Annotated in this window: 15 protein-coding genes; 10 read left to right on the top strand and 5 right to left on the bottom strand. The window is 33.3% G+C overall.

Features of this window, described 5'->3' with window-relative positions; translation table 11 throughout:
* The first annotated feature begins 88 nt into the window (after window positions 1-88).
* The 5 genes from FS802_RS11695 to FS802_RS11675 all read left to right on the top strand — a co-directional run bounded on the left by FS802_RS11695 (window position 89) and on the right by FS802_RS11675 (window position 4,622).
* Window positions 89-595: a DUF3902 family protein gene (locus tag FS802_RS11695; protein ID WP_000805747.1), complete on the top strand. Its 507-nt coding sequence runs from the start codon at window positions 89-91 to the stop codon at window positions 593-595.
* Window positions 596-826: 231 nt separating this feature from the next.
* On the top strand, window positions 827-1,993 hold the full coding sequence (locus tag FS802_RS11690) for a serine hydrolase domain-containing protein (RefSeq protein WP_000750389.1): 1,167 nt from the start codon (window positions 827-829) through the stop codon (window positions 1,991-1,993).
* A gap of 736 nt (window positions 1,994-2,729) precedes the next feature.
* Window positions 2,730-3,206: a YbaK/EbsC family protein gene (locus tag FS802_RS11685; RefSeq protein ID WP_000278060.1), complete on the top strand. Its 477-nt coding sequence runs from the start codon at window positions 2,730-2,732 to the stop codon at window positions 3,204-3,206.
* Between the two features lie 23 nt (window positions 3,207-3,229).
* Window positions 3,230-3,991 (top strand): YqcI/YcgG family protein, encoded by a 762-nt coding sequence (locus FS802_RS11680; RefSeq protein ID WP_001143353.1) that lies wholly within the window; start codon window positions 3,230-3,232, stop codon window positions 3,989-3,991.
* Window positions 3,984-4,622, top strand: a complete 639-nt coding sequence (locus FS802_RS11675) for a LysE family translocator (protein WP_000624898.1) — start codon at window positions 3,984-3,986, stop codon at window positions 4,620-4,622. Before FS802_RS11680 ends, FS802_RS11675 begins: the two co-directional genes overlap by 8 nt.
* Window positions 4,623-4,909: 287 nt before the next feature.
* Here the strand turns inward: FS802_RS11675 and FS802_RS11670 are convergent, their stop codons facing one another.
* Window positions 4,910-5,485 (bottom strand): sugar O-acetyltransferase, encoded by a 576-nt coding sequence (locus FS802_RS11670; RefSeq protein WP_001056074.1) that lies wholly within the window; start codon window positions 5,483-5,485, stop codon window positions 4,910-4,912.
* A gap of 124 nt (window positions 5,486-5,609) precedes the next feature.
* Between FS802_RS11670 and FS802_RS11665 the strand changes: the two genes are divergently transcribed.
* The 3 genes from FS802_RS11665 (at window position 5,610) to FS802_RS11655 (ending at window position 9,173) form a co-directional block, all read left to right on the top strand.
* Window positions 5,610-6,488 (top strand): LysR family transcriptional regulator, encoded by an 879-nt coding sequence (locus tag FS802_RS11665; protein ID WP_000406014.1) that lies wholly within the window; start codon window positions 5,610-5,612, stop codon window positions 6,486-6,488.
* A 290-nt stretch (window positions 6,489-6,778) separates the two neighbouring features.
* Window positions 6,779-8,533, top strand: a complete 1,755-nt coding sequence (locus tag FS802_RS11660) for an adenine deaminase C-terminal domain-containing protein (protein ID WP_142336926.1) — start codon at window positions 6,779-6,781, stop codon at window positions 8,531-8,533.
* A 112-nt stretch (window positions 8,534-8,645) separates the two neighbouring features.
* The gene (locus tag FS802_RS11655; RefSeq protein WP_000723226.1) at window positions 8,646-9,173 is read left to right on the top strand and encodes a hypothetical protein; all 528 of its coding nucleotides are present in this window, start codon (window positions 8,646-8,648) and stop codon (window positions 9,171-9,173) included.
* Between the two features lie 124 nt (window positions 9,174-9,297).
* Here FS802_RS11655 and FS802_RS11650 read toward each other — a convergent pair whose 3' ends face one another.
* Window positions 9,298-10,677: a catalase gene (locus FS802_RS11650; protein WP_088107308.1), complete on the bottom strand. Its 1,380-nt coding sequence runs from the start codon at window positions 10,675-10,677 to the stop codon at window positions 9,298-9,300.
* Between the two features lie 259 nt (window positions 10,678-10,936).
* Between FS802_RS11650 and FS802_RS11645 the strand changes: the two genes are divergently transcribed.
* Window positions 10,937-12,154, top strand: coding sequence for an aspartate aminotransferase family protein (locus FS802_RS11645; RefSeq protein ID WP_001286454.1), 1,218 nt, complete (start codon window positions 10,937-10,939; stop codon window positions 12,152-12,154).
* 301 nt (window positions 12,155-12,455) lie between these two features.
* Window positions 12,456-13,913, top strand: coding sequence for an MFS transporter (locus FS802_RS11640; protein WP_001186934.1), 1,458 nt, complete (start codon window positions 12,456-12,458; stop codon window positions 13,911-13,913).
* A gap of 57 nt (window positions 13,914-13,970) precedes the next feature.
* On the opposite strand, the gene FS802_RS11635 is transcribed toward FS802_RS11640, so the two are convergent.
* From FS802_RS11635 to FS802_RS11625, 3 genes are read right to left on the bottom strand one after another with little or no spacing between them, the layout of a single operon-like run.
* Window positions 13,971-15,080: a DUF4018 domain-containing protein gene (locus tag FS802_RS11635; RefSeq protein WP_144525037.1), complete on the bottom strand. Its 1,110-nt coding sequence runs from the start codon at window positions 15,078-15,080 to the stop codon at window positions 13,971-13,973.
* On the bottom strand, window positions 15,055-16,218 hold the full coding sequence (locus tag FS802_RS11630) for a DUF58 domain-containing protein (protein WP_070168916.1): 1,164 nt from the start codon (window positions 16,216-16,218) through the stop codon (window positions 15,055-15,057). Before FS802_RS11630 ends, FS802_RS11635 begins: the two co-directional genes overlap by 26 nt.
* Entirely contained in the window at window positions 16,215-17,144 is a 930-nt protein-coding gene (locus FS802_RS11625; protein WP_070168915.1) for an AAA family ATPase, read from the bottom strand. Before FS802_RS11625 ends, FS802_RS11630 begins: the two co-directional genes overlap by 4 nt.
* Window positions 17,145-17,203: the final 59 nt, after the last annotated feature.

Here is a 17,203-nt window from a genome sequence, read left to right as displayed (position 1 = left end):
AATGAAAAAGTGATGAATCCATTACGGGTATCATGTAAATAAAAAAATATAATTTATATTTAAATTTTTGTAAGGGTGTGAAAATAGAATGAAACCGGTATTGAAAAACATACTCCTTTCCTTTGTTTTTTCTGCAGCAGGGATGTGTTGGTTTCTGTTTATGTTAGTTAGAGGAGGTGGAGACTGGTTATTGTCTTGGGTAGGTGTATTCATGGCCTTTTTATCTTTATACACGTTAATAGATTTATATTGTAAGTATACATACGATAAAAAATTAAGTAAATTGTTTATCAAAGCAACAATTACTACCTTTAGTTTTGCAGTATTGGGAATCACCTTTGGTATTGTACACGAGCTATTACAGCCATGGAGTCTCAGTTTAATGGTTTGGTATTGGTTGTTAGTGTTACTTTTGTTTGTAACGACCATAATATTGTTAGTTTTTGTAGTATTTGTTAATCGTAAAAATCACCATATTCCTGGGGGATATAGAATACTTATACTGCTAAATTTATTTCTTACGTTAGCACCAGTGCTGTGGCCAGTACTACTTACTATTATCGGAAATGGCATGAACGCTAGTGCAGGGTGGTAAAAGTGAATGAAATAAAAAGTTGGTATAGGGTTTTAAGTATGTAAGAGAACGTGTTTTCATAAATTGAAAACACGTTCTTTTTTATTTTCATACATTACTTTTTCCCATCTGGTCGTCAAATTTTGAACGTAAGTATTTCGTAAGGAATGGATAAGAAAAAAGAGAGGTTTATCATATAGGATGAAAGTATAGCTTGAATCAATACGATATGAATAGAGGAGAGAAAGCCTTATGAAAAAAAGTTATTCCATTAAGTTAGCAAGTTTGGCAGTTTTATTAGCGGGTACTACTTTATTCACACCAGGTTTTACTGTAAAAGCAGAGTCTACTCAAAATATTTCTAATCCGTCAGAAGCACATGATCAAAAGAATCGGAATGGTTGGAAAAGAGTCATGCAGGAAACAATCCAAATTGGAGCGCCGGGGGTATTAGCTAAGACGTATAATAACGGGAAAATTAGTAGTTATAATGCTGGCGTCGCGGATTTAAGTACAAAGAAATCGATGAAATCAGATTATCGTTTTCGGATTGGAAGTGTGACGAAGACTTTTACTGCTACGACTGTTCTTCAATTAGTAGGAGAAAATCGCGTGCAACTTGACGATTCTATTGAAAAGTGGCTACCTGGCCTCATTCAAGGAAATGGATATGATGGCAATCAAATTACGATACGTCAACTTTTGAACCATACAAGTGGTATAGCTGAATATTTAAAGTCAAAAGAAGCTGACATTATGAATTCGAAAAAAACGTATACAGCAGAAGAAATAGTGAAAATAGGACTTGCTCTACCTCCAGATTTTTCGCCAGGTAAAGGTTGGTCGTATTCAAACACAGGATACGTAATACTAGGAATGCTTATTGAAAAAATAACTGGTAATAGTTATGCGGAAGAAATTGAAAAGCGAATTATTGAACCTTTGGACTTGTCAAATACGTTTTTACCAGGTAATTCACCAGTCATACCAGGAAAGAATCATGCTCGAGGGTATATGAAAATTGATGAAACAAGTGAATTGAAAGACATGACGTATTATAATCCGAGTTTAGCTAATTCAGCGGGAGATATGATTTCAGATGCGGACGATTTAAATAAGTTCTTTTCATCTTTGCTCGGTGGTAATTTATTGAAAGAACGCGAGCTAAAAGAAATGCTTACTACAGTTCCTATAGAAGGAAAAGGTCTTGGTGATGGATATGGCCTTGGGATCTATGAGACGAAACTTCCAAATGGTGTCTCAGTTTGGGGGCACGGAGGATCAATTCCTGGGTTTATGACTTTTGTTGGTGGAGTAATTGGAGGCAAGCATACATTTGCTGTCAATGTTAACTCTTTAGGTCCGGTTGATATTCTTACACAGTTTAATAAAATGATGCAAATTGAATTTAAGAAATAATAGATGAAAAGAGTTCTACTATAGAGGTATATAAGGACTTGTATGCGATTTAATTGTTATTAAAATATAGTCTTAAAAAACCCCGAATCATGAGCAATTTACTGCCCATGATTCGGGGTTTTTACGTGCTGTTACAAGAAAAGTAATGATGTATTTAAATTTTTTCATTTTACTATAAATCTATTATATTTATTTGATATTTCTTATTTATAGTGACTTTTACATTTTTAAAATATTGGAACATACAAAGGTAAGTAGTTCTAGATTTTAGAGTTAATAATAAGTAAATTCTGATTTTTGTTGAAAAATATTCGAATGTATTTCCTTAATTTACATAATAATGTACTTTTATCGTATGAATTAATATCTTAAAGCGTATAAATGTTGACGCATTTCCGAAGGATAAAACAAAACATTTTTGGAAGATGAAAAATAGAACACATATACAAGTCCTTTTTTTAAAGAAACAATATGTATGAATTAATAACAAATAGAATTAAGTATACAAAAATAGATAATTATGATTTGCGTCTAAATGATTGACTATTATGAAATTAATGATTAATATAGGTTTTATATTTTGATTCCATTTATATTACAAATATGTATTTTATTTCAATTTTAATTGTTTCGTAAACTATAATTGAATATATTGTGAAAAAGAATAGGGAGGGGGAACAGCAATAGAAAAGGCTATCTTTTCAAATTGTGTAATGAAATCAAAGGGAGGATAAATATGTATAAACAAGTAGTAGAACTGTTAGAAGAAGCGGCTATATCGTATAAACAATATACACATGAACCAATATTAGATTATGAAACAGATAGAAAAATTAGAGAAAGGTTTAAATTAGAAGGTGTACCCAGTAAAAGTTTATTTTTAAAAGATAAATCAAATAACTATTACATATTTGTAACTGTTGAAGGAGAAAAATTAGATTCAAAACTTATGAAAGAGTTGGTTGGAAAAAGGATTTCTATTTGTTCAGCCGAGGAGTTAATAGAAAAAACTTCTTGTGTTCCAGGATGTGTATCTCCATTTGGCTATTCAAATGAAATCACACTTATTATAGATCGAAAAATTTATAACTATAATAAATTTTTGTTATCTCCCGGTATACCTGAGATAACAATTGAAATACCTACAAAAAGTATAAATGAAATTTTAAATATTGTTGAGAATGATATTTTACTATATGAGAAAAAATCATAAATATATTAGGGGGGATTTTAATAATGCCAACTACAAAAATGTATTTATACAATCAAAAGAGAATAATTGAAGAACAAAATAAAGGGATTTTAGATGAGTGGAAAACTGTATCTTTCAATAATTTTCACGATAGCATTTTAGATCAATCTAAACCATTTCCGTGTTATTTTGCAGTGGATTCTGAGAAACATGGTTGGTCTAGATATATATTTTCCGAATCGGCTTATGATGAAAATGAATTGTTCAAACTAAGAGATGGGATTTATGAATATATTAAAACATATCAACAAATTGCAAAGAGAACTACTTTAGTAATATTTTTTAAACCCTCTAATAAACAATTACTGGCTGAAGAATACAAAAAACAATTTTGGAATGTATTACAATTTTTAATGAGAAATGATCCGGAGCCATGGAATGCAGAAATTCCAATAGATCCTTATAACGCTAAATGGGAATTTTGTTTTGGTGGTGAACCTATATTTGTCGTTTGTAGGGCTCCAATATATTCTGAAAGAAAAAGTAGATATACAGGAACCGGCCTTGAAATTACGTTACAACCTCGAGGTACTCTGGATGATATTACAGGTGATACAAAACAAGGGAAACAAGTGCGGAAAGTGATTAGAAAACGTTTGTTAGCATATGATGATATTCCAATGCATCCAGATATAGGGGATTACGGAATAAAAGAAACCTTTGAATGGAAACAATATATGTTACCAGAAACAAATGAAGAAAGTGTAATGAGATGTCCTATTACGGGGTTGAAGAAAAATGATTAGCATGATATTCAGTTATATATTATTAGGGATTTCATTGTCTGCACCAGTCGGTCCAATTAATGTTGCTCAAATAAATAAAGGAATAAAAAATGGTTTTTTGAGTGCATGGTTAGTAGGAGTCGGGGCAATGTCAGCAGATGTTGTAATGATGTTTTTAATTTACTTTGGTATTTCGACTTATTTAACAACTCCAGTTGCTCAACTTTGCATTTGGATTTTTGGTTTTGTAACGATGATTTATTTGGGTTATGAAAGTATGAAAGAAGCTACTAAACAAGTTCAATATATTTCATCAGGTGAAAAAGAACATCCTTTAAAATCTTTTCTATCGGGGTTTGCTATCGCAATTTCTAATCCATTAAATATTATTTTTTGGATAGGGATATATGGATCAGTTCTAACTAGTGCTATGAATACTATTGGAAAAGAACAAGCTTTATGGTATAGTGCAGCCATTTTTGCTGGGATTATGCTTTGGGATATATTTATGGCTACATCTATTCATTTTGGTAGAAGATTTATTAATCATACAGTAATGAAATGGATTTCTATAGTAGCAGGCATTGTTTTAATTCTGTTTGGAATATATTTTGGCTACGAGGCAGTAAAAGGAACTGCTCAACTATTGTGAACTTTTTGATGACTAGAGAGAATAGTGATTTATTAGAAATTTATTTATCGCGAATCTTTTGGTTTTTGAATTTGTTAATCGATGGGTATAGGTTAATTCCTTATAGTAAAAGACTTATAGAATCATTCTATAAGTCTTTTTATTGCGGTATAGAAAAATATATAGGTACATTCTCTTCTCACAAAGAGAAATAAAATTCTTAACAAGAGCGATAAAATAAATATATAAGCAGTAAAGCAAATTTCAATCAAAGTAGCTTGTTTGCATTTCAAAAATCTAGAATATTTTTAATTGCTATGAATGACTTTCACACTTTTTGCAGGCACCCCTGCAACGACGGTGTTTGCAGGTACATCTTTTGTAACAACTGAACCTGCAGCAACAATTGAATTGTTCCCAATTGTAACACCAGGAAGTATTGTTGCGCTAGAACCAATCCATACATTTTCACCAATTATAACAGGGGAAGCGTATGTCGTATTTCTTGTTTCTAAAGTTAGCCCGTGATTAAGTGTGGCAATTGTAACATTCATACCGATCATACAATTGTCTCCTATATGAATTCCGCCTCTATCTTGAAAGGAACATCCAGTGTTAAAAAATACGTTTTTTCCAATTGTAATATTTTTACCGAAGTCTGTATGAAACGGTGGAAAACACATAAAAGATGGATCAATGTTGTTATCTGTTAATTCACTAAATATCGCTACAATCTCTTCTTTAGAATGATAAGATGTATTTAATTTCATTGTTATCTTCTGGGCTTCATAGCTACATTGAACTAGTAGATCATGTAATTCTTTATCCTCGCCTGAAATAGGCTTGCCGGCCTTACAAAAATTTATAAAATCTTTCATATTCATTGTTATACTCCCCTCTAAAACGCTAATCTTTTCAATACAATCATAAAATGATACGATTCCAATATCAAATACCTATATTAAATACATTCATATGCTTATTAGCTATATGTAAAAGGAGACTATCGTGGAAATTCGAGTTTTACGCTATTTTATTGCTGTAGCAAATGAAGAAAGTATTTCAGCAGCCGCAAAACAATTACATTTGTCACAGCCAACATTATCAAGGCAACTGAAAGATTTAGAAATGGAATTAGGAACAGATTTATTTATAAGAGGAAATAGGAAAATCTCATTAACAGAAGAGGGGAAATACTTATTTAAAAAGGCGAAGGAGATTGTTGATTTAGCAGATAAAACGGAAGCGAACTTAAAAGATTCAAAAGAAATGATAAGCGGGGAAGTTTACATTGGTGCCGGTGAAACTGAAGCGATGCATCTTATTGCGAAAACATTAAAAGTATTAATAAAAGACTATCCAAATATTCGATTTCATTTGTACAGCGGAAATGCTGATGACATTAAGAGTAAATTAGATAGTGGATTATTAGATTTTGGTGTCGTTATAGAGCCAACTGATAAACAAAAATATGAATATGCACAATTGTCAGCTAAAGACACTTGGGGTGTATTAATGTGTAAAGATAGTCCTTTATCGGATAAACAAGTTATTAGCCCAGTGGATTTAATAGATAAACCATTATTCATTTCACGACAATCTACTGTTAGTAATGAATTAACAGGATGGTTTGGAGAAAGTATAGATAATTTAAACATCGTCGCAACCTATAATTTGCTTTATAATGCAGCACTTATGGTTGAAGAAGGTATTGGATATGCATTATGTATAGATAAGATAATTAACACGTCAGGAAATAGTAAACTTTGTTTTAAACCATTACAACCTAAATTAGAAGCGAACTTAAATATTATTTGGAAAAAGAATCAAGTTTTTTCAAATGCAGCCCATGCCTTTATAAATCAGCTCCGAAATAGTATGAACTAATCATAATTTGAAATGCAAAGTAAAAAACGTGCCATCTTATTAAGGTGACACGTTTTTTACTTTACGAAATAGTTGTTATTCTTTCGAAGATTTAAGTAAAACAACTGCACAGAAATGTTTATGTTCAAAAGGAGAAGTAGTGAACAATAAAAACGATTGTTATTCTGAAAATTGTTATTTTTATGATTATTAAATATAATAGGGGTATGTATTGCGGGGCTTGAATAGAAAATAGTTTAGTTGATTAATTATTTTTAAATGTAACTAATATAGCATTGGAGTTGAATACAGTGGAACAAAAGTATTTCAGGTGGAGTAACAAGCAATTAAGAGAACATGTTGAAATAATAGATGGCAAAAGAAGTCCGCATATTTTATTTAAGAATGCAACTTATTTAAATTCCTATATGCGCGAGTGGATGCAAGCAAATATTTGGATCTATGATGATCGCATTATTTATGTAGGAGAAAAACTGCCAGCGCAACTACATAAATGTGAAGTCATTGATTGTGATGGAAAGTATATAGTTCCAAGTTACATAGAACCGCATGCACATCCATATCAATTATATAATCCAGAAACGTTAGCAAATTATGCGATGCAGTTTGGGACGACGACTTTTATTAATGATAATTTAACTTTATTTTTCACATTACAACGTGAAGAAGCATTTCGTTTATTAGATGAATTTGAAAAGATTCCAGCAAGTATGTATTGGTGGTGTCGTTTTGATGGGCAAACTGAATTGCAAAACGGGGAATCTTTATTTAATCGTGAAGAAATAATAGAGTGGCTTAAGCATAAAGCAGTTCTTCAAGGTGGCGAGCTAACAGCGTGGCCAAAGTTATTACATGGCGATGATGAAATGTTACATTGGGTGCAGGAAACGAAACGATTACATAAAAAAGTGGAAGGACATTTTCCAGGAGCATCTGAAACGACTTTAGCGAAGTTAAAATTGTTAGGTACAGATTGTGATCATGAAGCTATGACAGGGCAGGAAGCTTTTGCTCGTCTTATGCAAGGTTACACTGTTTCTCTAAGAAATTCTTCCATACGACCAGATTTAGAAGTTTTACTGAAAGAATTGCTGGAACTAGGAGTAAAGCAGTTTGATAGATTTATTCTTACTACAGACGGCTCACATCCTTCGTTTTATGAAAATGGAATGACGAACGTAATGATAGCTACCGCGATAAAACAAGGAGTGCCAATAATAGATGCTTATCATATGGCAAGTTATAATATCGCTCGTTATTATAATATGGAACATGTACATGGATCGATTGCGACAGGTAGAATAGCTAATATTAATATTTTGGAAAGTAAAGAAAACCCGGTTCCAATAAGTGTAATTGCAAAGGGGAAATGGGTGAAGCGCAACGGAGTAAATAAAAATGAATCAGTACAAATAGACTGGAGTAAATTCAAAGTAACTCCATTATTATTAGACTGGTCTATAGAAAAAGAGGATATGATTCTTTCTCATAAAGCGGGTATACATTTATTGAATAACGTTATAACAAAACTATATACGACTGAAATTGATTTAAACTGTGATGAACTTTCTTTAGATCATGATGAGTGTTTTCTTATGATGATTGCTCGTAACGGTACATGGCGAGTAAATACAGTTGTAAAAGGATTCGCAAATAAATTAGGAGGTCTTGCTAGCTCTTATTCTGGTACAGGTGACATCATTCTTATCGGGAAGAATAAAGAAGATATGCTTACAGCTTTTCATAGAGTAAAAGAGCTTGGCGGGGGAATGGTAATAGCTGAAAAGAATGAAGTATTACACGAAATCGCATTACCATTGCTCGGGATTATGTCTAATTTAAAAATGAGTGAATTAATACAGGAAGAGAAACAGTTGGTGAAATTATTGCAAGAGCGTGGCTACGCGTATGATGATCCGGCATTTACCATTTTATTCTTTTCCGCGACGCACTTGCCTTTTATACGGGTAACGCCTATAGGACTATATGATGTGAAAAATAGTAAGGTAGTGGCTTCACCGGTGAATTTGATAAGGCAATGTTAATATGAAAGGCCCTATAAAAGTCCAATTTATAGGGCCTTTCACATTGTTAGCATAAGAATATTGTGAGCCTCAAATAATAAAGTATCTAAATTACTTGAGGTGAAACGTAAGTATGAAAAAAATATTGTATATTTTAAGTGTATTTATATTATGTGTATCTATTCAACAAGTTGTACATTCTCAAACAGATGCACCAGAGCTATCTTCTGATTGTCTTGAAAAAAGGAAAATTCGAGATGAGAAGTATGTGAAAAATATTATGAGGGACATTCAATCTACGTTTGATTTAAATATTGATGAACATAGTTTTTTGGAAGTTAGCCAAAGAGACCTGGATGCTGCACATTTAATGTATGGCGGAAGAGAAAATGATTCTTATTATAATTCGCTAACTAAAATTTATGATAGTGGTGGATTTAGAGAGCAGCCTAGTTTATTTGTGGCATTGCAAGAAGCATTTTTACTTTATAAAGAAAAAGATAATATCAATGTAATGAAACACTTAAACCTAGATGTTGAAAAAGGGGAATGGATCGTTATAGAAACGAAAAAGAAGAAAGGGAAAAAAGTGAAATTCAAGCCGTTACAATGTGAAAAAGATTATATAAAAAAGAGAAATGAGTACCATAATCTAAAATGAAATAACGGAAATTTTGAAGGGGAAAAATTTCGTTAAGAATTGTAAATGAGGCGGTAGAAATTACTAGTAATTTCGCCATAAAAAAACATCATTTTAATGTTTAAAATGACGTTTTTTTATATCATTAAACCTTTTGCATCGCACTCTCAATCCTCTTCACCAAATCAGCAGACACTTTATGAAAATACCCTAAAACGACCTTTCTAATATCATCAGAGATAACTTTCAAATCACTAGCTAAGTTTTTAGCAAGATGTTCTTTTTCAATCGGTTTTAACTTCGCATAAAATTCACTAGGCTGCGTAAAGTCATCCTGTTTCGTAATAGAAGTTCTTTCAAGTTTACCTTCAACGTATCTTCCGTCACCGCTCGTTATTTGATTAGCAGGTGTCCAATTTTGTTGTTGGTTAATGGTCAATTTGCGAAATTCGGAACCAATTCTTCTTCTTTGAGAATCACTATAAATGTTAGCGCGTCCTTGCAACATTTTATCATCTGATAATTCAGCGCCGTCTAGTAAATTAGAAGGGGAGAAAGCGACTTTTTCTACTTCTTCCATATAATTTTCAGGATTTTTATTTAATACCATTTTGCCGACTGGTATAAGAGGATACGACTTTTCATCCCATACTTTTGTATCATCTAAAGGGTCATAAGAAAGATGTGCTTCATCTTTCGGATCCATGAGCTGGACATATAAACCGTATTCTACTGATTTACCATTTGCAATTGCATCATATAAATCTTTCCCACTATAATCAGGGTTTTCAGCAGCCAGTTTATTCGCTTCCTCACTAGTAATGTATTGTACACCTTCAAAGGGGTACCAATGATACTTTACATACTTTCGATTACCTTCTGCATTTCTCCATACATATGTATTAACACTATGTCCTGGGATGTGGCGAAGACTTTTGGCCGTACCAGCATCAGAATATAAATGGACAACGAAATGAATGGATTCAGGTGCTCTAGCGACAAAGCTCCAAAATCTATTAGGGTCTATTAAGTTATTTATAGGTGAAGGTAACAACGCTTGAATCGTTTCAGGGAAACGCATCGGATCACGAACAGAAAAGACAGGAATGTGATTACATAAAAGATCGAAAATGCCTTCTTCTGTATAAAACTTTGTAGAAAAACCGCGTACATTTCTAGAAGTGTCAGGTGTTCCTTTCGTACTAACAGCTAAAGAAAATCGAACCATAACAGGAACTTTCTCATTAGAATTTTGTAGAAAACTTAACTTTGTATGTTCTGACATCGGATAGATCGTTTGAAAATAACCGAACGCACCAAATCCTTTTACATGAACAGGTCTTTCTAAAATTTTTTCGTGAATAAATTCTTGTAACGTCTCGTGAAGTACACTATCTTGCTCTAGAGCCGGTCCACGTGAACCAACTGTTTGTGAGTGAAGTATAGCTTGTTCATTACGTTCTCCATTTTCATTAAAGTCATTCCCTAGTAAAGATTGCCCCTGTTTATCATAATTTTCATCCATCTATATAGCCTCCAAATCTTTTTTGTCCATTGTTACTAAATATGATTTCATAGCCTTGATTATGTATGACACGCAAAGTCCAAAATGGTAACAGACCGCTAGATGAAAAAAATGCACATGTAGTGGACCTGTTGAAATAGAAGAAATTATGGAAAAATGAATATCGGGAAGAAAATTACTATTAAAATATTAATCTTAAAAATGAATTTATAGAGAATGAACATAAATAAACAGGGAAAGTAACTAGGAGGAATTTAAAATGTCGGATTGGTTTCAATTAGATAAAGAATATATGATGCCTACTTACTGTCGTACGAAGGTTGCGATAGAAAGAGGAGAAGGGTGCAAGCTTTATGATGTGGATGGTAAAGAGTATGTAGACTTATTTTCTGGTGTCGGAGTGAACGTATTAGGGTATAATCATCCGAAAATCGTGCAAACGACAATGGAGCAAGTTACGAAATCGTTGCATCTTCCATTTCATTTTTTAAACCCAGTTGCGATTGAGTATGCAAAGAAATTAGTTGATTGCTCTTTAAAAAACGGAAAAGTCTTTTTTACAAACTCTGGTACGGAAGCGACAGAAACGACATTAAAATTAATTGATAAATATAGAGCTAATACGGGTGAAGAACGTGAAGGAATCGTAGTGCTGAAGAATAGTTTCCATGGGCGTACGTTAGGAGCACTTCATTTTACGAGACAAGAAAGTGTATATCAAAATTTCCCTAAAACATCGATTCCGGTATATGAAGTAGCGCGTGAGAATATAGAGCAATTAGAAGAAACAATCGTTAAAGAACATCCAATTGCGATTATGCTAGAGCCTGTATTAGGAAGCGGGGGGATATACCCTTTATCAAGTGAATATTTACATGGTGTTCAAAACTTATGTGATAAATATAACGTCATTCTTATCGTTGATGAAGTTCAAAGTGGTATGGGGAGAACTGGTAAACTATTCGCTTATCAAAATTTCAATATTACTCCGGATATTATTCAAATTGGTAAGGGAGCAGGAGGCGGGTTACCGCTTGGCGGAATTATTGTAGGTGAAAAGTTATGTGATGTATTTGCACCAGGAGATCACGGCACAACGTTTGCTCATTCTTCAATGGGAACCGCTTTAGGGTTAACGGTTTTACATACATTGATTGACGATGATTTAATGCAAGAAGCGTATGAAACGTCACACTATCTAAATGATAAATTGCAAGAAATTCAGAAAGAAAATTCTTATTATATTCAGGAAGTACGCCATGCTGGTATGATGTTTGGAATTAGTTTGAATGATACGAATGAAAATGTGAAGAAATTACAGGTAGAGCTAATGGAGAAAGGGATGTTAGTTGATGTTACACAAGGGAACATCATCCGTTTACTTCCGCCATATATAATTAAAAAAGAAGAAATTGATGCATTTATTTATGAGTTTATTTCCTGTATTCATAGCTTATCCGCTATTGCAAGTGTTTAAAAATCCTTTATGAAAAATCACCTTATTTTTAATGCAAATAGGAAGAAAATAGTGGTAAAAAAATAAATTTACGTAAAAAAATAAAAAGCTGAAAAAGGTACTCATATAGCGCCTTCTTCAGCTTTTTAAAATACTAAATTACTTAACTTAGGGAGCATCTCATTGGACAAATAATTAATTATGTGAAACAATAATAACAGATAAGGAGACATTAATTTTCCTTAAGTGCTTCGAATTAATTTATTCAATAAGAGAAGGTGTGCTTAAAGAAGTTAAATTAAATAAGGAGCTGTTTTATTATATGCAACAAAATAATGATTTAAATTTTGAACCTCAAGACGTTAATATTGTCAATCCTAAACAAGCCAGGAAAGCAGTAATTGCTACTGGTATAGGGAATGCAATGGAGTGGTTTGACTTCGGATTATACGCGTATTTAGCGGTTATCTTAAGTCAATTATTCTTCTCAGGTGTTGATAATAGTGGATTGCAACTTGTACTTACATTCGGTACATTTGCAGCAGCCTTTCTCGTTCGACCAATCGGAGGTGTATTCTTTGGTAGAATAGGAGATAAGTACGGCCGAAAAATCGTGTTAAGTACTACTATTATTTTAATGGCACTTTCTACATTATTCATCGCATTACTACCAACCTATGAACAAATTGGTGTATGGGCACCAATACTACTTTTAGTTGCCCGAATGATTCAAGGCTTCTCTACAGGCGGCGAATATTCAGGAGCAATGGTTTATATCGCAGAATCTTCTCCAGATAAAAAGCGTGGTATACTCGGTAGTGGTCTTGAAATTGGAACACTCTCAGGTTACATTGCTGCATCGGTAATTGTTACCATTTTGACGTTATTGTTAACAGATGAGCAAATGCTCAGCTGGGGCTGGCGTATTCCTTTCTTAGTAGCTGCACCAATTGGTTTGGTCGGTTTATATTTACGCCGTCATTTAGATGAATCTCCCATCTTTGAAGAGATGGAAAAAGCACAAGAGGAATCTGAAGAAAACGAACAATTTTCATTTATGGATATATTAAAATATCACAAAAAAGACTTCTTATTAAGCACAGTAATTGTTGCCTTCTTTAACATTACAAACTATATGATTCTTTCGTATATTCCTTCTTATCTAACTCAAGTATTAAAAGTCAAAGAAACAACTGGCTTATTAATTATTTCTATTACGATGGCACTTATGATTCCACTGGCACTTTATTTCGGTAAATTAAGTGATAAAATTGGTAATAAACGTGTTGTGCAAATTGGTTTACTTGGTTTAACAGTATTTGCAATTCCAGCATTTTTACTAATAGGTAACGGACATATTGCTGCTATATTTGCAGGTATTTTCGTATTAGGATTCTTCCTAAGTGTGTATGAGGGAACATTACCTTCATTATTACCATCACTATTTTTCACCGATGTACGTTATCGAGCACTTTCGATCTCATTTAATATTTCTGTATCTATATTCGGTGGAACAACACCGCTCGTATGTTCATACTTAGTTCATGCAACCGGTAACCCACTTGCACCGGCATTTTATTTAGCAGGTGTAAGTATTATTGGATTAGTCGTATTTAGTGTATTATTCGTTACAACTTCAGGACGTGCGCTTAAAGGTTCATATCCTACAGTTGAAACGAAAAAGGAAGCACACCTAATCGCTAAAGAAGACCCTGAAGAAACACTTTGGTGGCATGAAGAGTCGTTAGAAATTGAAGCAGGGAAAAACGCTTCAATTTAAAAAGTAATGTAGAAGTATAAAAAGACTCCTATGAAAATAGGAGTCTTTTTTGTTATGTTATTTCTTTCTTTTCTTCAAACTCTTCTGATACAAGTAAAGTTTATGAATCTCTTCCTTAAATTCACGCAAAAGTACAGTGTTTTCCTCATTTGAATAACGCACTGTATTATAAGCATTTACAATAATATGACTCTCAATATTTACATCTTCTTCACTATTTATTCTTTCTAACCATGCTTCAACAGTTTCTCCTCGTTTTCTGTTTAAAGGAGGAGTTAATTTACTCTCCAGCTTAAAAATTTCTTTTCGAATTTCGTTATGTGGTGGTTTGTTTCGTTTAAAATGTTTTAAACTCATTCCTTCTTTGTCAGTGATAATAGTAGATTCGAAGGCAGGCATATTTGGTAAACTTAAATATTTTCGTTTTTTTATTATTTTCCAAACGACGTAAATAGCAATGGTTGTACATACTATTATTGTAATGCTATTTATGAGTGTTGGATCAAAAGCACGCTGTCCAAAGTCATCCTTAATTTGAGGATCCTTTAAATTCCCTTTATTCGACCAAAAATCGTCTGTTTCTTTTGATTCAGCTGCCGAAAATAACGGATTAATGGCGTATCCAAATCCTAAAGCAACTACTTGTACGGCATAAGAAAAAAGAAGCCGAATGTATGGGAAAATAGGAATGAGGAAAGCACTAATTATTCCAATCGTAATAAGAGAAGCGAAACGTAATAACTGCTGATTACGATTAGCCCCAGTTAACCAAAATGTAATCATAATGTGTATTACTAACAGCAACAGTTTCCACAAAGGTGGAAAGGGCGCATAAAATATAGCTGAAACACCAAACCAAACAATACCGCTTAATGATTTTTGAACTGGATATCCTGGTCCGACTACATGTACGATAAAGAAGAAAAGTGGTAACATTATTGTGCCAAATAGAGAGAAAGAGAGAAAGAGAGAACAACCGATTATTTGAGTAAGTAACAGTATGAGAAAACCTGTTGTTTTTTTCTTCATTAGTTTATGGATAAGAAATACTCCCATATAGCCTGTTGCTAAAAATATAGCAATACCGATGAGTTCATCTCTTTCCGTTAATAACGAAAGGAGGAGCAGCAGAATAAAGTCATTAACGTGATAAAGCCAAGTTTTCAAGCTTTTCCACCATCCCTTCGTTATTAATGAGAAACGTAGGCTGAGAGAGAAGAGGGAGTTCATTTCTCTGTAAACCAATGTATATCATTGTAGACGATCGTTCTCTTTTTCTCGTTACATAATGAAGAAATCCTTGTTTCGGAAGTAACGTACTATCATCTGAAATACGCGCTAATTCCTCTAAAGATATTCCGTAATGGGTTTGCCCTTCGTTTAATGGTAAGTGCAGAGGACCACCTTCAGCTAATACACTAATAAATAGTTCAAACGGTATTTGATGCTTCGTTGCGTATTGACAAATGTATGTTGCAAATGAAATAAGGTCTTCTATATTATCTTTCCAACCAAACCCGCGATCAGCAGCTAATGAAAGACAAATCGTCCAACTATAATTTTTTACAGGCTCATATTGCTTCGCCTGTAATGATTGCATTTTAGCAGATGCTTTCCAATGAATAGAACGGAAAGACTCACGTTCATATCGTTTAACTCCAATAATAGATGTTTCATCATTGTAAAAAGAAAAATTCGTTCGATAAGATCCGTTTAAAAGTTGCTGTAGTTCTTGTAGGCCTGCTACTTTTTTAGGAGAAGGGTACACAATAATTTCAGTCCTTAATTTATCAAAAATGGGCAAATGCACAGTTAAAAGATGAAAAGTATCTTTCAAGACACATTCGAACTGTTCAATTTGAAACACACCACGTTTCGTTGCGGTTAATGTTAAATCCCACTTTTGCGCCGAATGAGCAGGTTGTGAAAACGGGAAAGAGAATAGTGTTTTTGATATTTGTTCAATTCCTTGATCATTTTGTGGTAGTAGTGACGGATTTAAATGAAAATAACAAACACCGTTAACGAGTGGTATATTTGCTCCATTTTTTAAATGAATAAAAAACTGCCCAGATTCATTAGGAAAAAGCCGAGTAGTTTGTTTCTCATTTACGACTTCAAATGTTTTCTCTATGTAAGCGACATATTTATAAATGAAAATCGCAAATAAATAATAGAAGAAAAAGAGAAACATAATGATTTGTTGTGGCATAAAAAATGTAAATAGTATAGCGCCTGGGACAGTTAGTTGAATAATATGGAGTTGGAAAAATAAAGGTACAGTTACAACGCGCTGTCCATTCATGTTTGTTCAATCTCCACTGGTACGTCAACCTCTTTAAAAATCCTTTGCATAATTTCATTTTTTGTCGTACGTAATGCACCTTCCATTGATAAGACGATACGGTGATTCCAAACAGAAGGAACTAAAAATTGTATATCTTCTGGCGTGCAATATTCTCTGTCGCGTAAAAAGGCTAGTGCTTGAACTGCGCGTACTAAAGCTAATGTGGCACGCGGGCTTACACCATTGGCGATGTAATCATGATTTCTTGTAGCGTGAGCAAGTTTAATAATGTAATGTTCTAACGGTTCTGATACGAAAATTTCTTTTACTCGTTTCTGTGCTTCTAAAATATCATCTAAAGAAATAACAGATGTGACACTTTCTAGTGGTACATCGCTACGAAAACGTCGCATCATTTGTAGTTCATCCTCTGGAGACGGATAACCAATTGAAATTGTCATTAAAAAACGATCAAGCTGTGCATCTGGTAGAGGGAACGTTCCTTGTGATTCAATTGGATTTTGCGTTGCAATAACAAAGAACGGTTTCGGAAGAGGAGTAGATTGCTTTTCAAGCGTTACTTGTCGTTCTTCCATCGATTCTAATAAACTAGCCTGTGTTCTAGGCATAGCGCGGTTAATTTCATCGGCAAGCAAAATATTGGTCATGACTGGCCCAAGTCTTAACTCGAATTCACTCGTTTTCGGATTGAAATATTCAATACCTGTTACATCACTCGGTAGTACATCCGGTGTAAATTGGACGCGAGAAAAATTACCACCAATACTTTTAGAAAGTGTTTTCGCAAGTAACGTTTTCCCCGTACCAGGCACATCCTCAAGCAGTACATGTCCATCAGCAAGCAATGAAACGAGTAATAAATCTATAACATTTTCTTTGCCTACAAAAACCGATCCTATGTTTTCTTTCAATTTATTTATCATATGTATCATTCCTTTCAAAATATAAGCGGATATTTCTGTATTTTAACAAATTATTCAGA

Origin of the sequence: Bacillus sp. DE0042 (assembly GCF_007680225.1) — a bacterium.
Lineage (GTDB): Bacteria > Bacillota > Bacilli > Bacillales > Bacillaceae_G > Bacillus_A > Bacillus_A wiedmannii.
Note: the sequence above shows the minus strand (reverse complement) of the source record. Positions and strands in the feature narration are given on the sequence as shown.

Bases quoted from the DNA above. Each gene is read 5' to 3' on its own strand.
- FS802_RS11695 (WP_000805747.1), top strand. From the start codon at position 89: ATGAAACCGGTATTGAAAAACATACTCCTTTCCTTTGTTTTTTCTGCA.
- FS802_RS11690 (WP_000750389.1), top strand. From the start codon at position 827: ATGAAAAAAAGTTATTCCATTAAGTTAGCAAGTTTGGCAGTTTTATTA.
- FS802_RS11685 (WP_000278060.1), top strand. From the start codon at position 2,730: ATGTATAAACAAGTAGTAGAACTGTTAGAAGAAGCGGCTATATCGTAT.
- FS802_RS11680 (WP_001143353.1), top strand. From the start codon at position 3,230: ATGCCAACTACAAAAATGTATTTATACAATCAAAAGAGAATAATTGAA.
- FS802_RS11675 (WP_000624898.1), top strand. From the start codon at position 3,984: ATGATTAGCATGATATTCAGTTATATATTATTAGGGATTTCATTGTCT.
- FS802_RS11670 (WP_001056074.1), bottom strand. From the start codon at position 5,485: ATGAATATGAAAGATTTTATAAATTTTTGTAAGGCCGGCAAGCCTATT.
- FS802_RS11655 (WP_000723226.1), top strand. From the start codon at position 8,646: ATGAAAAAAATATTGTATATTTTAAGTGTATTTATATTATGTGTATCT.
- FS802_RS11650 (WP_088107308.1), bottom strand. From the start codon at position 10,677: ATGGATGAAAATTATGATAAACAGGGGCAATCTTTACTAGGGAATGAC.
- FS802_RS11645 (WP_001286454.1), top strand. From the start codon at position 10,937: ATGTCGGATTGGTTTCAATTAGATAAAGAATATATGATGCCTACTTAC.
- FS802_RS11640 (WP_001186934.1), top strand. From the start codon at position 12,456: ATGCAACAAAATAATGATTTAAATTTTGAACCTCAAGACGTTAATATT.
- FS802_RS11630 (WP_070168916.1), bottom strand. From the start codon at position 16,218: ATGAATGGACAGCGCGTTGTAACTGTACCTTTATTTTTCCAACTCCAT.
- FS802_RS11625 (WP_070168915.1), bottom strand. From the start codon at position 17,144: ATGATAAATAAATTGAAAGAAAACATAGGATCGGTTTTTGTAGGCAAA.